Origin of the sequence: Fictibacillus terranigra, from assembly GCF_030412265.1 — a bacterium.
Classification (GTDB): Bacteria; Bacillota; Bacilli; order Bacillales; family Fictibacillaceae; genus Fictibacillus_C; species Fictibacillus_C terrinigri.
The window spans coordinates 1,354,555-1,372,840 of the sequence record NZ_JAUHLN010000002.1; the positions used below are offsets into that span (position 1 = coordinate 1,354,555).

At 43.8% G+C, this 18,286-nt stretch carries 20 protein-coding genes, 3 pseudogenes and 1 riboswitch; of the genes and pseudogenes, 4 read left to right on the top strand and 19 right to left on the bottom strand.

All coding sequences use genetic code 11. The features are described 5' to 3' along the window. Positions 1 to 64: 64 nt before the first annotated feature. The 11 genes and pseudogenes from QYF49_RS14985 to thiC form a co-directional block, all read right to left on the bottom strand. Positions 65 to 484 carry a hypothetical protein gene (locus QYF49_RS14985; protein WP_290400359.1) on the bottom strand — a complete coding sequence of 140 codons (420 nt, stop codon included), beginning with the start codon at positions 482 to 484 and terminating at the stop codon, positions 65 to 67. A 77-nt stretch (positions 485 to 561) separates the two neighbouring features. Next, positions 562 to 1,533 (bottom strand): DMT family transporter, encoded by a 972-nt coding sequence (locus QYF49_RS14990; RefSeq protein ID WP_290400360.1) that lies wholly within the window; start codon positions 1,531 to 1,533, stop codon positions 562 to 564. A 17-nt stretch (positions 1,534 to 1,550) separates the two neighbouring features. After that, positions 1,551 to 2,216: a GntR family transcriptional regulator gene (locus tag QYF49_RS14995; RefSeq protein ID WP_290400361.1), complete on the bottom strand. Its 666-nt coding sequence runs from the start codon at positions 2,214 to 2,216 to the stop codon at positions 1,551 to 1,553. Positions 2,217 to 2,248: 32 nt separating this feature from the next. After that, a pseudogene (locus QYF49_RS15000) lies at positions 2,249 to 2,729 on the bottom strand (GNAT family N-acetyltransferase). 87 nt (positions 2,730 to 2,816) lie between these two features. After that, positions 2,817 to 3,263, bottom strand: a complete 447-nt coding sequence (locus QYF49_RS15005) for a hypothetical protein (RefSeq protein ID WP_290400362.1) — start codon at positions 3,261 to 3,263, stop codon at positions 2,817 to 2,819. Between the two features lie 114 nt (positions 3,264 to 3,377). Continuing rightward, positions 3,378 to 3,602 carry a hypothetical protein gene (locus QYF49_RS15010; RefSeq protein ID WP_290400363.1) on the bottom strand — a complete coding sequence of 75 codons (225 nt, stop codon included), beginning with the start codon at positions 3,600 to 3,602 and terminating at the stop codon, positions 3,378 to 3,380. Between the two features lie 19 nt (positions 3,603 to 3,621). Then, positions 3,622 to 3,768: pseudogene (locus QYF49_RS25800) on the bottom strand (class I SAM-dependent methyltransferase); the annotation flags it as partial. Between the two features lie 27 nt (positions 3,769 to 3,795). After that, positions 3,796 to 4,554: a sugar phosphate isomerase/epimerase family protein gene (locus QYF49_RS15015; RefSeq protein WP_290400364.1), complete on the bottom strand. Its 759-nt coding sequence runs from the start codon at positions 4,552 to 4,554 to the stop codon at positions 3,796 to 3,798. Between the two features lie 154 nt (positions 4,555 to 4,708). Next, positions 4,709 to 5,086: a hypothetical protein gene (locus QYF49_RS15020; protein WP_290400365.1), complete on the bottom strand. Its 378-nt coding sequence runs from the start codon at positions 5,084 to 5,086 to the stop codon at positions 4,709 to 4,711. A 34-nt stretch (positions 5,087 to 5,120) separates the two neighbouring features. Beyond that, a complete protein-coding gene (locus tag QYF49_RS15025; protein ID WP_290400366.1) occupies positions 5,121 to 5,339 on the bottom strand; it encodes a hypothetical protein in 219 nt (72 codons plus the stop codon). After that, on the bottom strand, positions 5,336 to 7,105 hold the full coding sequence (gene thiC, locus QYF49_RS15030; protein ID WP_290400367.1) for a phosphomethylpyrimidine synthase ThiC: 1,770 nt from the start codon (positions 7,103 to 7,105) through the stop codon (positions 5,336 to 5,338). The genes QYF49_RS15025 and thiC overlap by 4 nt, the downstream gene beginning before the upstream one ends. Before the next feature lie 119 nt (positions 7,106 to 7,224). Continuing rightward, positions 7,225 to 7,336, bottom strand: a riboswitch (TPP riboswitch). Positions 7,337 to 7,556: 220 nt separating this feature from the next. Here thiC and QYF49_RS15035 point away from each other — a divergent pair. Then, on the top strand, positions 7,557 to 8,912 hold the full coding sequence (locus tag QYF49_RS15035) for a glycosyltransferase family 2 protein (RefSeq protein WP_290400368.1): 1,356 nt from the start codon (positions 7,557 to 7,559) through the stop codon (positions 8,910 to 8,912). Positions 8,913 to 8,953: 41 nt separating this feature from the next. Here QYF49_RS15035 and QYF49_RS15040 read toward each other — a convergent pair whose 3' ends face one another. From QYF49_RS15040 to QYF49_RS15050, 3 genes are read right to left on the bottom strand one after another with little or no spacing between them, the layout of a single operon-like run. Then, complete coding sequence (locus tag QYF49_RS15040) at positions 8,954 to 9,577, bottom strand: SCO family protein (protein ID WP_290400369.1); 624 nt, start codon at positions 9,575 to 9,577, stop codon at positions 8,954 to 8,956. A 15-nt stretch (positions 9,578 to 9,592) separates the two neighbouring features. After that, positions 9,593 to 10,237 carry a response regulator gene (locus tag QYF49_RS15045; protein WP_290400370.1) on the bottom strand — a complete coding sequence of 215 codons (645 nt, stop codon included), beginning with the start codon at positions 10,235 to 10,237 and terminating at the stop codon, positions 9,593 to 9,595. Continuing rightward, positions 10,206 to 11,060 carry a sensor histidine kinase gene (locus QYF49_RS15050; RefSeq protein ID WP_290400371.1) on the bottom strand — a complete coding sequence of 285 codons (855 nt, stop codon included), beginning with the start codon at positions 11,058 to 11,060 and terminating at the stop codon, positions 10,206 to 10,208. Before QYF49_RS15050 ends, QYF49_RS15045 begins: the two co-directional genes overlap by 32 nt. A 206-nt stretch (positions 11,061 to 11,266) precedes the next feature. On the opposite strand from QYF49_RS15050, the gene QYF49_RS15055 reads away from it, so the two are divergent. Beyond that, on the top strand, positions 11,267 to 11,407 hold the full coding sequence (locus QYF49_RS15055; protein ID WP_290400372.1) for a hypothetical protein: 141 nt from the start codon (positions 11,267 to 11,269) through the stop codon (positions 11,405 to 11,407). Positions 11,408 to 11,502: 95 nt separating this feature from the next. Here the strand turns inward: QYF49_RS15055 and QYF49_RS15060 are convergent, their stop codons facing one another. After that, a complete protein-coding gene (locus QYF49_RS15060) occupies positions 11,503 to 11,973 on the bottom strand; it encodes a DinB family protein (protein ID WP_290400373.1) in 471 nt (156 codons plus the stop codon). Between the two features lie 197 nt (positions 11,974 to 12,170). Continuing rightward, on the bottom strand, positions 12,171 to 12,803 hold the full coding sequence (locus QYF49_RS15065; protein ID WP_290400374.1) for an SDR family oxidoreductase: 633 nt from the start codon (positions 12,801 to 12,803) through the stop codon (positions 12,171 to 12,173). Between the two features lie 228 nt (positions 12,804 to 13,031). Here QYF49_RS15065 and QYF49_RS15070 point away from each other — a divergent pair, with 228 nt between their 5' ends. After that, positions 13,032 to 13,253, top strand: coding sequence for a hypothetical protein (locus QYF49_RS15070; RefSeq protein WP_290400375.1), 222 nt, complete (start codon positions 13,032 to 13,034; stop codon positions 13,251 to 13,253). Positions 13,254 to 13,283: 30 nt separating this feature from the next. Here QYF49_RS15070 and helD read toward each other — a convergent pair whose 3' ends face one another. Beyond that, on the bottom strand, positions 13,284 to 15,632 hold the full coding sequence (helD, locus tag QYF49_RS15075; RefSeq protein ID WP_290400376.1) for an RNA polymerase recycling motor HelD: 2,349 nt from the start codon (positions 15,630 to 15,632) through the stop codon (positions 13,284 to 13,286). Between the two features lie 357 nt (positions 15,633 to 15,989). On the opposite strand from helD, the gene QYF49_RS15080 reads away from it, so the two are divergent. After that, on the top strand, positions 15,990 to 17,351 hold the full coding sequence (locus QYF49_RS15080; protein WP_290400377.1) for an alkaline phosphatase: 1,362 nt from the start codon (positions 15,990 to 15,992) through the stop codon (positions 17,349 to 17,351). 91 nt (positions 17,352 to 17,442) lie between these two features. Here QYF49_RS15080 and QYF49_RS15085 read toward each other — a convergent pair whose 3' ends face one another. Further along, a complete protein-coding gene (locus tag QYF49_RS15085; protein ID WP_290400378.1) occupies positions 17,443 to 17,979 on the bottom strand; it encodes a GNAT family N-acetyltransferase in 537 nt (178 codons plus the stop codon). 105 nt (positions 17,980 to 18,084) lie between these two features. Then, positions 18,085 to 18,281, bottom strand: a pseudogene (locus tag QYF49_RS15090) (DUF3949 domain-containing protein). Positions 18,282 to 18,286 lie beyond the last annotated feature (5 nt).

Below are 18,286 nucleotides of genomic sequence, written 5' to 3' on the forward strand. Positions count from 1 at the left end.
GAATAATCCGGATGAAAACATTAAAACAGGCCTGAAATCTATGAAAGATCTCAGACCTGTTTCACTATTGTTTTGTCGTATGGATTTGTTCACGAAGCGGCTGGATGACATTCATATCCACATCATAGGTTTTCCCTTTGTAAACGACTTTAGCGTCCTTGTCCCCGTCCTTGCCTGTAATCTTTACACTCTTACTTTGAATAACGAAGCTACCGTCTTTCTTTTCCACATGTTTGGCATCATCCATCTCTTTTTTGAAAACGGGTTCTATGGTTTTTTCGTACGCTGTCGATGCAGAATTTACTCCTTGCTTTCCGAGGTCCATCATTTGGTTTGGACTTACTCCAAAAATGAAGATTGCGATAATGGCGATCACTCCAAAGATAAGGGCCGCACGCAAAGCAAGCTTAAACAAAAATACAAATATGATAATCGCCAGCACTGCCAGTATGACAAGCATTAAATGATCTTCAATCCAAGCCATGGTTTTGTCTTCCCTTCTTCTTTTACCAATGTAATACCCGGTTGTCTAAAAAAGTAGACAAGGAAAGAAATTCCTTTTTATGAAACGTTGGCTTTTTGCAGGCTTGAGTGCTTTTTTGCTTTTGAAACATAGCTATGAAGCATCATCCCCATCATGATTAATGCCATGCCAATCCAGGAAAGCGCGGAGGGGAGCGGCAAAGATAACAGCCACATTTCACCGATAGCCGCAAATAGAACTTCGACCGATTGAGTCGCTTCCACTGCAGCCAGCTGCTGAACGTTCCCCCTGACGAGATCTGTGGCATAAAAGAACAGTACGGTTGCGATGACTCCAGAAGAAAGAGCAACCAAGGCAGACTGAAAGGTTTGGGCCCTTGTTGGCAAACCATCTGCCCACAAGCCGTAAACAGCGAGGATGATCCATAAAGGCAGGCTTGCAAGAGTCATGCCAAGCACCCGCTGATAAGCATCCAATCGTCCACCGCATATCTCCATCATTTTTCTGTTGCCGAGCGGATATGCAAAAGAAGCTGCCAGGACAGGAAGCACACCAAGCAACACATCGTTAAAAGACAGTGTTCTTGCTTGTTCGATCTGCATCAATACTATACCGAGCAGTATAATTAATGACATGGACAGTCCCTTAAAGGGAATCTTGCCTCTTACGGTTTGAAGCCCATTGGATGTCTGAACCTGTTCTTTGAAAAAAGGAACGAGAAGTGAACCTGAGATGATCGTGATCTGCCATGTACCCGCGATCAGCCAGCCTGGTTCATAGGCTGCCGCAAAACAAATGGGACCATAAAACAGGCCGAATCCCACCATGCTCCATAACAGCCAGCTTTTCGGATGTTCTTTCATGATGTGCATGAGCTGGGTAAGGTTTCCCCTCCACGCTACAATAAGCACCAGAAGAGGGACCATAAAGAAATAACGAAGGGAAGCGCTCCATATCCAGCTTCCGCCAGATAACTCCATTAACCGGTTGAGCACAAACGTAAAAGCAAAAAAGAAAGCGGAACAAACACCGATGATGACTGGCCGCATCGAAGACACCTCACTTTTTATTGTTGAATCAGCAATTCTCCGAGACTCAGCCAGTTTTTTTCCGTAAGGAAGGCCGCCTTCTCACTATCTTTATCTATGCACGCCTGAATGATCTGTTCATGCTGCAGGACTGAATTTATCCCTTTTAATGAACCGAACTGAGCCATTTCCAATCGACGGATCTTAGATGTGCTTCTCTCGAGCGCCTTTAACAGCTCTTGATTACCGGCAACCGTCAGAAATACTAGGTGAAATCCTTCGTCCGCTTCGATAGCAGCGATGATGTTCTTTTCCACCATAGACGACTTCAGCCTTTGATTTTGGATCTTTAATTCCTTGATGTCGTTTTCCCTTAAGAGCGGAACGGCGAGTCTGGCAGCCAGGGCATGCAATGCCGCTACTACGGTGAAAGCCTGATTTGCCTCCTCTACTTTTAGTGGTGCCACCCTGGTTGAAGATCCTGGCATTGCTTCAATAAGCCCTTCATCCTCGAGCCTTTTCAGGGCCTCCCTTACCGGGGTCCGGCTAATGCCGAATTTCTCCGCAAGATCTTTGTCATGCAGCCGTTCCTCCGGCTTGAGTTCCAGTGAAAGGATCGCATTCTTTAAATGAACGTATACTTCTTCTCTTAATGATAATCGTTTAATCGGTTGGATGTTTTTCATAAAACCAATATATCGCATATCAATTGATTAGACAATAAGAAAACCAGTGCTCAATCCACTGGTCTCCTGAAAACTATTCTTTCCCGTCTGTATACGACTTCACCATTATCTACATCTCCTGTCGGAAGATATCCCAGTCCTTCGTATAATGCAGCAGCCTTCACATTGTCATGATGGACGGTAAGCCGTGTTTCGCGACAATGAGGAAATCTCTCCTCAATCCAGGAGATCATTTCTATGCACTGCCTTTTTTCCGTAGCCTTTCCCTTGATGCTGCTCATCAATGAGAAAACCATTGATCCAATACATGTTATCACTGTGTTCTTCATAGGCATGAATAATGAACCCTGCCATTATTCCTTCTGCATAGATGGCAAACGGAAGATACACCACACCGTTTCCGTCTGGCTTAATATAGACTTTGGCCAGCGATACGGCGACAGCAGGCACTAAATGCTCCTGCTCTTTTTTCACTTTTAACCGGACCGCCTCTTCCCAGTTGCCCCGATTTACAGGCTTTAACTCGATCATGAGGTTTTCCCCCCGCTAGTTTACTGTAATGGTGCCAGGCACCCTTAAAAAAACGGCTCTGCCAATGAGGCAGAGCCGATATCGAATTTATGCTGTTTTTCGGAACTTCCCTGAAATTCCGATCGCAAATGAAATAATCGTTGTGATCAATAAAGCTTCTGTAATGGAGCTTAATACTGTATTAAATGACATAACGCTGTATATTTGAATCGATACTCCGATCGGAACGCCGAAAAGAAGAACGACAGAACCAAATATCGCATTCTTAAACGTAAACAGTGATGTGCGGTGTGCCCAGTCCAATACACGCAAGCTTAATACCCAGAACATGCTGATCAATGACCAGAAAAACAGGATAGAAGCTACGAATGAATGAGAAGTCAATCCGAACAGCACGTGTTCAGAGTAAAGGCTGATATTTAAAAAGACTTCGATCGTCTGATAAGCACCAACACCGATCAAAAGAATGAGGTGGATTAAAGCAAACTCCATACCTTTTTGCCCGCGGATTCTCCGTTTCAATGAATTCATCATCTTTCCCCCAAAAAATGACTTAATGGTTATCGTCTTATCATACAAAAAAAGATTTAGATTTTAAACCTGTTTTTTAAAATTTTTTGCAAAATAACGTTAATTAGTAATATTGTACTATTTTTTAACCAGTGCCGTCAAGAAGTCCTCTACACCAAACATGGCACTTCCAGCTTCCATAACGTTCATTCTTCGGCACTCGACCGCCGTAAAGGTGCTGAAAATGGTTTTCAGCTTATCCTCCGTGTACCCAAGCCCCCCTTGTAATGAACGTTCTTGGTACACTCCCCAGTCTGAAATCTCCGCACCTCCTAAACGGCCACCCGGTATAAAACACGTCAAGGCGAAATGGCCGCCTGTTTTAAAGATCTGCCTGCAGCTCCACATAGCTCAGCCGTCGATGGGGAGCGAGGTGATGAAAACATCCTGAATCATAGATAATGTCATAGGAGCCCTTTTCGATATCCAAGTCAAAGATATTCTTATGAATAAAACGTATTGGAAGCTTTAGTTGATCGTCGGAACCTGCTTTTTGTTATGAACGAAGTAGATTTTCAAGAGCTCTTGCATTTTCTTTTGCCGTAGTGGCAAGATCTTTTTCAAAATGCTCCTGTTCCACAATGAACCATAATACACTGAATTGATTGCCCTTTTTAACGATAGACTCTAAATCCAATTCTCCTTTTCCCAAAATCGTGCTTTGTTTCTCGGTTCCTTTTACAGCCATGTCCTTCATATGCAAAGTAACAAGCCGTTCACCAAGCCGGTCCATAAACTGAACTGGATCGTATCCTGAATAGGCCGCCCAATAGCAGTCCAATTCAAAAGAAACAAGGGATGGGTCCGTTTCATTCAATAAAATATCGTAGCCTGTTTCCCCCCCATGATCTGCAAACTCGAAATCATGGTTATGATAACCTAAGTTCAATCCTTCACGATTTAATAAATACCCGGCGTGATTTAACGTTTCAGCCACTCGTTTATAATCGTCAATGTTTTTCCGATGTTCTTCTATTAAATAAGCCAGGACCAATAAGTCATTTCCGAGTATCTGATTGTATTCAATCTGCCGCTTAAGTTCATCTTCCTTAAGCTGATCAAGCCCGATGTGGCTTCCCGCCGGTTTCAGATCATAATCATCCAGCGTCTGCTTTAATGCCTTTGCAGAAGTGTCATGATACCCGGCGAACTGAGCCCCTTTATAACCCCATGATGAAACTTGCTTTAATGTACCAATAAAATCTTTTTCACAAAGCTCTCTTATCGTGTAAAGCTGCAACCCTCTGTTCTGCATCTCTTCATTCCTCCTTTATCACCAGTGAAACTATACGAGATAATCTTATGAAATAGTATGGGACGACACAATGTATTTTTGAAATATTCTTAAAAATATATCAGGCATCATCATACAAAAAAACCGCCTGCCCTGCGGCAGACGGTTTTTCCAATTAATTATGATATTGTTTGATGTCCAATGGAACCGTCAGACTATCTTTGGCTTTGGCGTCATAGGAACGGAAATGGGAAATGACTCGATTTTTTTCGCTCACGCGGCATTCCAGAACCTTTTGATCCAGTCCCTCCTTTGTCTCAAGAAGAAGATCTACATCGCCAAGATTTAATGAATACGTGCAATACGTGATTCCGAGCAGTTCGCTCCGCTTTTTATGTGTTTCAGGATGAAGCATAATAAATGTCGCCAGGTCTGTCACCAACATCGCTGGCTGGTTCTTAAGCTTTCCGAGTATCTCCCTGAACCCATCAGAAGCCTGCCCTACTCTTTGCTCTGTCCAGTTCAATGCGGTCTGCAGCCAATTCGTACCCATTACCTATTCCTCCCTCATTCTTCCTTTGCCATTATCATTGCCCAAGAGAAGTTCTTTTATTTGAGTGCCTGGCCCCGCGTCCTTTTTCTTCTGGGAACCGGTACACAATTTTTTCGGTATAGCTGCATCTCATACAGATCCGTTCATCGGAGTGAGAGGTTTCCAGAAACACATGAGGGCATCTTTTTTGAATCTCCTGCAGCTGCTTTTCCAGCAGTGCAATCTTTTCAAGAAGTGCTGCTATTGTGCTCATGAATAAAGGTTCGAGCCTTTGTTCTGAAATTCCTTCGCCTTTTCCCGCATCCCTTCCTTCATTTCTTTTTCAGTGCCGGTAAGTTCCTGTGCAGACATATTTCTCAGATCATGCGAAATTCTCATGGAACAGAATTTTGGTCCGCACATGGAGCAGAAATGAGCGGTTTTTGCTCCTTCCGCAGGAAGAGTCTCATCATGATATCCTCTTGCTTTTTCAGGATCCAGGGAAAGATTGAACTGGTCCTCCCATCTGAATTCGAATCTGGCTTTTGAAAGGGCATTATCTCTCTTCAATGCTCTTGGATGCCCTTTGGCCAAGTCTGCTGCGTGGGCAGCGATCTTATACGCGATGACCCCTTCCCTTACATCATCTTTATTCGGCAGTCCCAAATGTTCCTTTGGTGTCACATAGCAAAGCATCGCCGTTCCGAACCATCCGATCATCGCTGCCCCGATCGCCGAGGTGATGTGATCATATCCAGGGGCGATATCTGTCGTCAACGGCCCTAACGTATAGAAGGGCGCTTCCTGGCAAATCTCCATTTGCTTATCTACATTTTCCTTGATTTGATGCATCGGTACATGTCCTGGCCCTTCGATCATGACCTGTACGTCATATTTCCAGGCAATCTTTGTAAGTTCCCCTAAAGTTTCCAGCTCCGCAAACTGCGCTTCGTCATTGGCATCTGCAATCGAGCCAGGCCGTAGACCATCACCCAGAGAGATGGAGATATCATATGCTTTACAGATCTCACAAATCTCCTCGAAATGAGTATATAAAAAGTTTTCCTGATGATATGCAAGGCACCATTGTGCCATAATGGAACCGCCCCGTGAAACGATACCTGTAATGCGATTGATCGTCAGCGGCACATACCGAAGCAAAACGCCGGCATGGATCGTAAAATAGTCCACACCCTGCTCCGCCTGTTCAATAAGGGTATCCCGATAGACCTCCCAAGTTAGATCCTCCGCGATCCCATTCACCTTTTCGAGCGCCTGATAGATTGGAACAGTGCCTACAGGAACCGGAGAATTCCTGATGATCCACTCTCTTGTTGTATGAATGTCCTTGCCTGTGGACAGGTCCATAATCGTGTCCGCTCCCCAATAAGTAGCCCATGTCATTTTTTCGACCTCCTCCTCGATGGAAGAAGTAACAGCTGAGTTTCCAATGTTAGCGTTGATCTTCACATGAAAGTTTCGCCCGATGATCATCGGTTCCAGCTCGAGATGATTGATGTTGGCGGGAATAATGGCCCTGCCGCTAGCCACTTCACTTCTGACAAAATCAGAATCAAGCCCTTCCCTAATCGCAATGAATTCCATTTCAGGCGTAATTATCCCTTTTTTCGCATAATGCATCTGTGTCACGTTTCCTCCCTCTTTAGCCCGCATCGGCTTAAAAGGACGAATCGGAAACACATTGGCGGCCTGAGCCTGTTTCCTGTAGCCATTGTCCTCCGGTTTAACGGAACGGCCTTCATATTGCTCTGTATCGTTCCGGTCATCCACCCACTTTTTTCTAATTAAGGGCAGACCCTTTTCTACATCTGCCTCATATTCGGGGTCGGTGTAAGGACCGCTTGTATCATACAGAATGACTGGCGGATTCTCTTCGGCTCCTCCAGTCTTCTTTGTATCCGCCAGGCTGACGCTTCTCATCGGCACCCTGATGTCCGGACTTGATCCTGTTTCATAAATTTTCGTGCTGTTTGGAAACTGTGATTTCAATAAAACATCGTTTTCTTTTTGTACGTTCATGCAACTTCCTCCTCGATTTTTTTAAAATTGAGTCCAAAGTTACACACAGCATAAAAAAAACGGGTTCTAGTAAGAAGAACCCGATAGGATAGGCAAAGAAAAATATACAAAAATATACTTGACTTCGGCACCTACTTCCCTACGCTGGTATAACCCAGATCAGGTTCAAAGGGTCAAAGAGCTGTTCCTCTCTTCTCTCAGCCCGTCTGACGGGCTCCCCTAGCAGAAAACATATTTTGTTTTCAGAGTAAATGTTAACTTCTCTTTGCTTGTTCCACAATCGGACTTTTGGCATGGGTTGTTTATCACCGTAAGCGGATGGCCGAAAATTTATGTATAGGCTTTCAATTCACTGAAAAGTAAGACTTATTGCTCATCCGTTGAAAAGGAGAAATTGCCATGAAATACTTTATACTAATATAACAATTTGAACAAAAGGAGGTTTACTACAGTGAAATATGCAGTATTATTTTTCTTCTGTCTTTCAATCGCTTTTCCAATCCTTCACTCCTTCAACTGCCTTCCCTTTTTTCATAAAAGAAAAAGACGGTATCGGCCAAAACCGATATTTGAAAAAAGTGTCAGTGTTCTTATCCCTTGCTTCAATGAGGAGAAAATCATTACGACATCCGTTGAAAACATGAAAACATTAACTTACACTTCACTTGAAATTATTTATATCAATGACGGATCCACGGATGACACCCTCGGAAAACTGGATGAACACCTGCAGCTGAAGAAAAGTACAAGGATTCCTCTGAGCCAGTTAAAACATAAACGAGCGATCCAGTTTTATCAGTCTGAGCTCTATCCAAATATTTATGTGCTGGATAAAATGAACGGCGGAAAAGCGGACGCACTCAATGCAGGCATTGAATATTCAAGCAATGAGCTTGTTGTCACTTTGGATGCGGATACCATCATGACTGACCATTCACTGCCTGCCATCAATGAAACATTCGAAGAACAAAATGTCGTGGCTGCCGGCGGCATGGTACATGTTCTCCAGACCAAAACGAAGAATCCTTTCTCAGGGCTGACATTGCGTGGAACGAACCTGCTCATTCGCGCTCAGGCTCTAGATTTCCTGCGTGCTTTTTATATTACAAAAGTGTCACATGCCAGGTTAGGAGCCCTTTCCATTATTTCTGGTGCATTCGGTATTTTCAGGAAAAAGGTCCTTCTCAGTGTCGGAGGCTACCGCGCAACAATTGGAGAAGACATTGACATTACATTAAAAATTCAGCGCCATATCGCTGGTCAAAAAGATAAAAAGGTGACCTTTATTCCCGACGCTGTTTGCTATACCGAACTCCCCGAAAACATTTGGGATCTGTTCAAACAGCGGATCCGCTGGCAGAAAGCATTTATCGACTGCGTCATCCATTTCAGGTCTTTTCTTGGAAAAAACCTGTTTAGAAGCCCTGTTTCCTTTTTTTATATCTTTGAAGCTTTTATATCCGGCACACTTGCCGTTTATTTTATGACCAGTATCTTTGTGGTCGATGGATTCGCTCTCCATTCTTCCATTCTTGAATATGTTCTTATCTATGTGTTGTATATTTTTATTTTCGGCCTTGTGTACGACATGGTAGCGATCGGCATGGGAGAATATTATGGCTACGCCTTTCAGGAAAAGGATACCTATCCCCTTCTTGTCACCATCCTTTTTGACATCTTTATTTTCAGGATGGTCACCATGGCCTGTGTGGCCTATGGAAGCATTGCCTATTTCTTCAACAGGGACTGGAATAAGGTTTCAAGAACCGGCAGGGAATACCAGGCGGATTCCCGCCCTGCCGCATGAAGAGCACAAGCAAAAAGCCCCCCGGCCAGGGAGGCTTTTTGCTATAGTGAGTTTTGTTTTTTCATATCCTTGATAATCTGTTGAAAGGGGGTATCCTGTACACCGCCGTACCGTTTGACGATCACTCCTTTTTTATTCACGAGAAAAAGGCTTGCGCCGTGTATAAACTGATTGGAGGACGGATCGCTCGACACGGCCATCTTAAACGAGTTTTTTGCTAGCTGTTCAATGTTTTCCTTTTTATACCCGGTCAAAAACGTCCAATTGGAAAAATCCGCATGATACATTTTCGCGAATTTAATTAAAGCCGCTGGAGTGTCCCGTTCTGGATCAACCGAAAATGAAACGAACTGAACCGGCAGATGTTCCTTCTTCGCCATGTCCTGAAGTTTGGACATGTGAGCAGTCATAGGAGGGCAGACCGTCTCACAGTTGGTAAAAATAAAGTTGGCGAGCCATACTTTCCCTCTCAGATCTTCATTTCCGTACGGCTGCTTATTCTGATTGGTGTAAGCAAATGAATCTACCTTCCAGTTTAATTCATCATTCTTTTGTGATGCACCTGAAGCCTGCATATGATCTTTATGATTTTCTTTTTTCTCGGCAGAACAGCCTGCAGCAAATACACACAGCAGCGCAAAAATCATTATCCCGTACTTTTTCATCGTATTCCTCCTATTTTACGGCTGAATCCAGCCTTTGTTGTAGGCATAACTTGTCAACTGCACACGGTTCTCGAGATGCAGCTTGCTCAATATATTCTTTAAATGAGTTTTTACAGTATGCTCAGAGATATAGAGCTTTTCTGAAATCTCCCGGTTAGAGTCCCCTCTTGCCACAAACTGGAGCACATCCTGCTCTCTGCTCGAGAGAGGAGAAACTACCTTCCCCTGTTTTGTCCTCGTAAACTCATGCAGGATTCTGAACGCCATCTCTTTGGACATCGGTGCTTCATCCAGAGCGAATGCCCTTAAATAGCTGTACCATTCACTCGAATGAAGGTTTTTCAGCAAATAGCCTTGCGCTCCCCTCTTCACCGCTTCAAATAAATCGGTAATCTCATCTGAAACGGTCATCATTACAACCTTCACTGCCGGATAATGCAGCTTGATAAACTTGGTCGCTTCCAGCCCGTTCATTTGCGGCATGGAGATATCCATCAATACTAGATCCGGGTTCAGTTTGCCTGTCATCTCAATGGCTTCCTTGCCATTCCTTGCTTCACCGACAATTTGAAATTCGCTGTAATCCTCCAGAAGATCTGAAATCCCTTCTCTCGCATGAAGGTGATCATCAACTACCAGAATTCGAATAGGAGTATTCATGGCTGATGCCCCCTTTCCTCAGAACGGCAATAAACATTTCATATTCTGTCAGAGTATAAAATGTCCAGTCCATTTCCTTTGCTCTATCCTGAATGATTTGCAGTCCGAATCCCTTGCCTGATTCAGCCAGAGTGAACGGGCTGCATTTGTTTTTCACCACACATGACCAGCCTTCTCCCTCTGGGAGGGCCTGGATCCAGAGCTCATTCGTTTTTCCATGTTTTACGGCATTGAGCACCGCTTCTTTCACGCACGAATAGAGTTCAATCTTTTCTTTTGCATTCATTTTTGACTCATCGATTTCCCATACCATATGTACTTCAAGCTGGTAATCCTGCTTAAGCTCTTCGAGATAGCCGCGAATGGTGTCCGTCCAAGCAACGGCTGAAGATACAGGATGAGACCGAAGCGAGTTGATCGCATGCCTTGTATCATCATGTACGTGCTGGAGCGTCTTTTTAATCTTTTGAAACTGAGGATGAGAGCTCAAAGAAGCTTGCTTTTCCAGTTTCGACATCTTGACAGAGAGTAGAAACAGAGATTGAGCAATCCCATCATGAAGTTCCCGGGCAACTTTTTCCCTTTCCTCAAGTGCGGCTTTCTTTGTTTTTTCCTCATTCAGTTCTCCTTGTACCGTTTCAAGTAATGAAAATAATCGAGAAAGGAATACAACGCTGACACAAAATACAATAAAAGGAGACAGATAGTTTCCTAGTTCCATGGAGATATAGGGCAGAAGCATCGTATGCCTCACGTACTCCCAGGCTCCAATCGTTAAAGTGGGCAGCAATAGAATCATCCATTTTATCTGTTGATAGCTCATATTTCCCCCGCCTTGCTGTTTTAAATGCTTCTCCAACTCCATTCTTTCATAACCAATGACAAAAATAATACCTAAAAAGAGTGATTTTCTTGAAAAAATTGTGAAGCGAACAAAAAATTTAGCAAAAATTAGTTTATTTTGACCCAAAATGAGGAATAAGGTGGAAAGAAGTATTCAAATATTCTAACGCAGGGCAGGGTTACATTATGTTGAAAAAAACAGAAGTTATACTGTTCATGAAGGAAATCGCCATGCTTACGGATGAATATTTACGCTGCAGAGATCGGTTTCTGAAAGAACAGATAAAAAATGATATCGATTTTCTGCATTCAGTGATTCATGCATGATTACATTTTGCCTTGCTGATCACTTTTTTGCGCTGTTTACTTTTGCACTCAACTCATAAAAAACCCAGAGAGCCTTCTTGGCTCTCTGGGTTTCATTAGTTTTTCACGACCGTTCGCTCAACAAGGAGTTTGATCGTATGCAGCTGTCCTAGATGATTGGTTTCATGAAAAACAGCGAAGTTTGCAAGCTCACGGAATGTTTCCAATCCGAGAAACGGCTTTTTCAATTTTTCATCGAGCGCTTCCTCCGGGATATCTTTTATTCGTACGAGCTGTTCCTGGAGCTGATTGACCAGTTCTTCAACGGATGGAACAGCCCCCTTCCAATCAGCCGGCTTTGTTCCGTTGCCAAACCATTCTACGTAGTCTTCAGGCAGGTAAGCTGATTTTTTGGGAAAACCGAAAAGAAATTGCTCCGTAACCGTCAATACGTGTCCGATATGCCAGTGTATTGTATTGTTGAATCCTTCTGGCTGTATATCAACGATTTCAGCTGGTACATTGCTTACATTTCTCAAAAATAATCCTCTTGTCATTTCAAACTGCTTATACAGGTGTTGATTCATTTTCATCATCTCCCTTTCAATTGCCTTAATTAGACTGTACCAAAAAAACCTCTAGAAAAGCAGTGCAAAAAGTCTGGCTCCATTATGCTTTTTTTCAAGGGCCTTTGCTGTCTTGCTCTGTATTCAGTTTTCATCATAAATTTTTAACAACAAAAAAGCCGGATATGACAGCCGGCTTTCGCTCGTTGATCGTGAGTTTACAGTGATTTTAACGCATCAGCTACCTGCTGATCACCTTCAAGAATTTCAAAGATTTTATGATTGGCATTCTCAAGATCCAGGGATGCTGCAATCACTTTGGCCACATCGGCTCGTGCAATACTCCCGCTTCCCAAATTCTCACCGGCCCTGATATGCCCGTTGCCTTCGCTATTGGTAAGGGCACCCGGCCTGACGATCGTGTAATGAAGTCTGCTGGATTCAAGCCGGTCTTCGGCTTCCCCTTTCATCACTAAATAGTGCTGAAGCTCTTCCGGTCCTTTCTCAGGGGTTCCCGCTCCCATATTGCTCAGCAAGATAAACCTTCGCACGTTTTGTTTTTCCGCTTCTTCCATAAGATTGATCGCTCCATCCCGATCCACAGCTGCCGTTTTATCCGAACCTGTTTTGGACCCGGAACCCGCAGCGAAAATTACCGCATCACAGCCTTTTAGGGCTTTTGAAACATCGCCTTCCAAGTCAGCAAGCACGGTTTCTGCCCCGAGCTTTTCCAGTTCAGAAGCTTGTTCTTTCTCTCTGATCATCGCTCTTGTTTCATGACCTGCTTTATTTAGTTCCTGAAGGATTAATCTCCCTGTTGTTCCGTTTGCTCCTACAACTAATACTTTCATTTTTACAGCTCCCTTCCCGTTTACTACTAACGATACTTACCCTCTTCAAACCGAACTTAGGCTGTATTTTTCTCATTCTTAAACGGGAAGTTAAAAACGTTGAGGATTTACAGAATTTTCGCTATAAACAGATAAAATGTTACAAATAAATTTCTTTTTGCCACTGCAGGAGTATAATGCTAAAATTGTGGTATAAAACTTATAAACCCATACGGAGGTGGTCCCGTCATGGTTTCGTTAGTCAATCACGTTAGCCGGCAGCGTTCCTGGTCAGTTGGACAAAAAGAGATAAAAGGAATAGAGTTTGATTCTGTTGTAGGAGCTTTGCAGAACTGCCATGAAAATGAAGCAGTTGTTTGCAGAGTGAATGACGATTCCGTCTGCGTTACAAATATCGACAATATCCACGAACTTGAGGAGATTGGCTATAAAGTCGTAGCTACAAACTAACACACCCAAACAGGGTGTGTTTTTTTTTCATTAATTTTCTCTTATAAATGTATCCTCGGGAACTTCTGTGATGAATGCAGAGACCTCTCCGTACGAAAACAAATAAAGCTCATGCATGGCACGGGTACACACCGTATAAAAAAGCCTGCGCTCACTTTCTTTGCTGTACTGTGAATTTGAGGCATCGAACACCAAAACCGCATCAAATTCAATCCCTTTAGCCAGATAGGATGGAATAATCAGTGCACCTTGCTTGAAAGACGAAGAATCTTTCTTCATGAGTTCGATATCAACCTGATCCTTCAGGCTTTCGTAAGCTTCCTCACATTCTTTCGCTGTCTTGCAGATCACAGCGATCGTCTTCACCTGTCTATCCTGGAGGTTTCGAATCGTATCAGCAAGGGCACGTGCGTGGTCTCCTTTCTTTTCAAACTGTTTCAGCACAGGTTTTTCCCCATCCCGGTTAAAAGGAATAATGGAATCTTTCTCGTGAAGCATTTCCCGTGTAAATTCAACAATCGGTCTTGTCGAACGATAGCTTCTCATTAATACGATGCGTTCAGTATGATCTTTTCCATAATGGTCATACAGCATCTGAAACGCATCCCCCGTGGAATGGACATAAATGGACTGGTTAAGGTCACCTAAAACGGTCATTTTGCTGCGCGGAAACAGGCGCTGAATGAAAGCGAACTGAAAGGGGGAGTAATCTTGGGCTTCATCGATGAAAACATGGCGAACCGCCGTATTGGTCTGAAATCCTTCCAGCCGCTCTTTCAAATATAGGTAAGGAGTAGCATCTTCATATAACAGCTCTCCATTACCAAGGGTTCTGGCAGTCAGCCTGGAGATTTCTTTCCAGCTGTCGGGAAGCAGATAGCTATCCTCCCTTTCCCAGGACAGCCCTTCCCCAGTGAACAGCCTCATGTACATTGCCTTAAGATTAATGAATGTCAAAGCCTTGATCCGCTTTTTCAGCGGCTTGAACGCTTTCGAGACCACATAAGCGGACAACAGTCTCTGCTCCCGTTCAAAATCATTAAACGAATCTTCCGTGTATTGCTTTTTCTTCCTTAGTTTCTGATAGAGCCTGACATAGACCTCTTTATCCAGAAGCTGTATTTTTTCTTCGACCCATGGTTCCTTCCGCTCCGTCTTTTCAAGTTTTCTGACCTCACTCACAAGCCATTCTGATACAAGTTTCATCCGGTCCGGGATAGAAACAGCAGAGGGGTAAGAATAGAACTTTTCTTTGATCTGATCAGCTGTGATTAAGACTCTCCCTCGAAATACTACAGATTTAAAGAGCATATCCTCCTTGTGCAGATGAGATATATACCCCTCGATCAAATTCATAAAATCCAGCGAAGCCTTAAAACGGATACTGTCCAGTCTGACTTTGTGGCTCGGTTGGCCATCCCCGGTAAGCACGGCCTCCATCTGTTCCAATGGATCCTCAAGATCGTAGGAATCGCCAAGATGGTGATACACATACTGCTGGAACGTCGTCTGCAGCATGTTCTCTTCCCCCAGTTCTGGCAAAACGTTCGAGACATAGCTGTTAAACACATTGTTCGGGGAAAAAAGCACGATCTGATTGGCTGTCAATGTTTCTCTGTAGCGATATAAGAGGTAAGCGACTCGCTGCAGTGCCGCTGAAGTTTTCCCGCATCCGGCAGCTCCCTGAACAATAAGCAGAGTACCCTTCGTATTGCGGATAATCTGGTTCTGCTCTTTTTGGATCGTCGCCACGATGCTTTTCATCTGGGGGTTCGCCTGCCTGCTCAGCACCTCCTGCAGCAGTTCATCTCCAATGGTCACTCCTGTATCAAACATGCTTTTGATTTCTGCATTTCGGATGATATATTGCCTTTTCAGCTGCATCTCTCCTGAAACGATACCCTCTGGCGCCTCATATTCCGCTCTGCCAAGCGAATGGTCGTAGTAAAGACTAGAGATCGGCGCCCTCCAGTCATACACCAGAAATTCATCTGCTTTTTCATCATAAAACGAAGCGACGCCCAGATAAATCCGATCTGCCTTGGCATCCTTGTTTTCTTTGAAATCTATTCTTCCGAAGTAAGGGGAGTCACTCAGTTTTACAAGGCTTTTCCTCTGATCTTCAGCGTTTTTATGGCTCCGTTCCAATTCAGACAGCAATTCCGCCTGCTGCTTAATGCTCGCTGCTGTTTCTGCTGCTTCATGCGCATCGTCAAAGTTGACGGTCACATCTTCCCAGAAGTTTTTTCTGATCTCGACTACATCTTCTTTTTTACCGCCAAGATGCGCCTCGAGAACGTTCATTTTCTTTTTTACTTGATCAACAACCGTATTGACTCGTTCCTGCTCTCTTTTCCATTCTGTTTCCCACTGGTTCATAACCCCTCTCCTTTATCTATAAATTTGCGGTTCCAAAATGCTTGACAAAACAACCACTTACCTAGTATAATAAATTTGGGTAAATTTAATATCGCCTTTAAAAAAATGGTAAGTCGCAAACTACATTTTAGCACACCGATCATGCGGCAATCAATTCTTTTTCTTTAAAAGTAAAACGGTTAAAAGAGTCAAGGAACCTTTCCTCTGGCTCTTATTTGTGTTTCTCTCTTTTTTCCACTCCACCACCTCTTATAATCTAGTACCAATTAGGCAATACCTATGGTCCATTGAGAGTCTCAAAGTTTATGAATATACTGAAATTGACAAATAAATATAAAAAATTACAGGAGGTACGAGATGAAAAGGGATGGTTTAAAACGCTGGCTGCCGCTGGCCTTGGTGAGTGCTGTCGGGCTTGGAGGCCTTTCAATGCAAATGCATGGAGATGCTAAGAATCTTAATACAGCCAAGGAACCGCAAATTAAGAATGTTATCTTTTTGATCGGTGATGGGATGGGTCCTGCCGCAACAACAGCATTGCGTTATTGGAATGATGATCTGGATACTGTTGAAATGGAGAAGACCGCATTTGACCGCTATTTTGTAGGTAAACAAATGACCTATGCTGATGATCCAGATGAAAATATAACCGATTCAGCATCAGCTGCCACTGCCATGTCCACTGGAGAAAAAACCTATAATGCGGCCATCGCAGTAGATAATGATAAAACTGAGTTAAAGACTGTCCTTGAAGCCGCAAAAGCTCGCGGTAAATCTACAGGACTCGTTGCGACATCCGAACTTGCCCATGCCACCCCCGCTTCTTTCGGTGCTCATGACCCTAGCCGAAAAAACATGAATGAAATTGCCAGTGACTATTTTGATGAGAAAATCAACCGAAAGCATAAAGTGGATGTACTCCTTGGAGGCGGTTCAACCAACTTTATCCGTGATGACAGGAATTTGGTGAACGAATTTAAGAATGCGGGCTACAGCTACGTCACAACGAAGGAACAGCTTCTGCACAACAAGAACGAACAGGTCCTCGGTCTTTTTGCTAAAGGCGGCATGCCTAAAATGATTGACCGTAATCACGATCTGCCTTCTCTTAAAGAAATGACCAGCTCGGCGATCCAGAGGCTCGACCGAGATAAAGACGGCTTCTTCCTGATGGTTGAAGGCAGCCAGATCGACTGGGCGGAGCACGATAACGATGTCGTCGGCACGTTGAGCGAAATGCAGGACTTTGAAAAAGCTTTTCAGGCCGCTGTCCAATTCGCCAAAAAGGACAAGCATACACTTGTTGTCGCAACTGCAGACCATTCAACGGGCGGGTTATCGATCGGAGCGAACGGTAAATACAACTGGTTCTCTGAACCGGTGAAGGCATTTAAGCGTACGCCTGATTTCTTGGGTGAAACCATTGCATCCGGGGCTGATGTGGAACAAACACTTCATGAATATGTGGAGCTTGCCTTAACTGAGAACGAAGTGAATAGTGTGAAAGAAGCAGCAAAAACCAAAGATATGGCTAAAATCGATGCTGCCATCGAAAAAATTGCCGATCTTCGGTCCAACACAGGCTGGACGACCACAGGCCATACCGGGGAGGACGTTAACATTTATGCGTATGGTCCAGGCAAGGAAAAGTTCTCCGGGCTGATCAACAATACCGATCAAGCGAAAAATATCTTTAAAGTCATTCATACAGGGAAATAAGAATACAGATCCTACTTTTCATCTATCGACGACCAGGAATTTTTCGAACAGAACAGCGCCGGTTTGACCTCCGGGCGCTGTTCCTTGTCTTTTATTTTTTCGGTTTGTCATATATGTTAAAGCCGCTTTCACTTGTTCCGCGGAACGTAAAACCAGCTCCTCTGTAGAAGCGGTTTAAGCTTTCATTGCTGGCAATACAGTCCAGTCGAATGACAGACTTTCCGCTAAACGAGATGCTATTCGTCACCCAATTCAGAATGTCCCCGCCCAAATTTTTTCCTGCTGCATTCCGGTCGATCGCCAATCGGTGAAGATAGATTGCCGCCTGATGGTCTTCTCCCCACAACTCAAGATCCCAAGCACTCGCCTTTTGAGGGAGCATGACAACTCCTGCGATTTTACTTTCTTTATTTTTAAAAATGAACACATCTCCGTCTAAAATGGATCGTGCCATTCCATGCACATCTTTTCCTTCAAGCAGCTCTCTCCATTGTGTCGATCCCTTGCTTTTCAGCCATTGAGCGGTGTTCACAAGCAACGCCATAACTTCCTGTGTGTCTTCTGCAGAAGCCTGATACGCAAGAACCTCGTCATTTACGGCTGCATTAATAATGGTAAAATTCTTCAATCTGATCCTCCTCATTCCGCATTCCTATTTAAACTATCAATTATTCTGTGAAAAAACAACGAAACGGCATAACAAAAGCAGCGCCTGTTAATAAGCGCTGCTGATTCAGATGGATCGATGCTTCAATTTATATATCAGACTCGCGACAAGGGCAGAAGGCAGGTTGAAAAGGTTGCCCTGAACATGATAATGAAGCTGTGCTCCTGAACCGGTATTTTATCATAGATTTCCTGCTGGCTTAACGCGGTTTTACGGCTTTGCTCCTTCAGCCCGGAAATATAGAAGTATTGAATAGGAATCATAATGA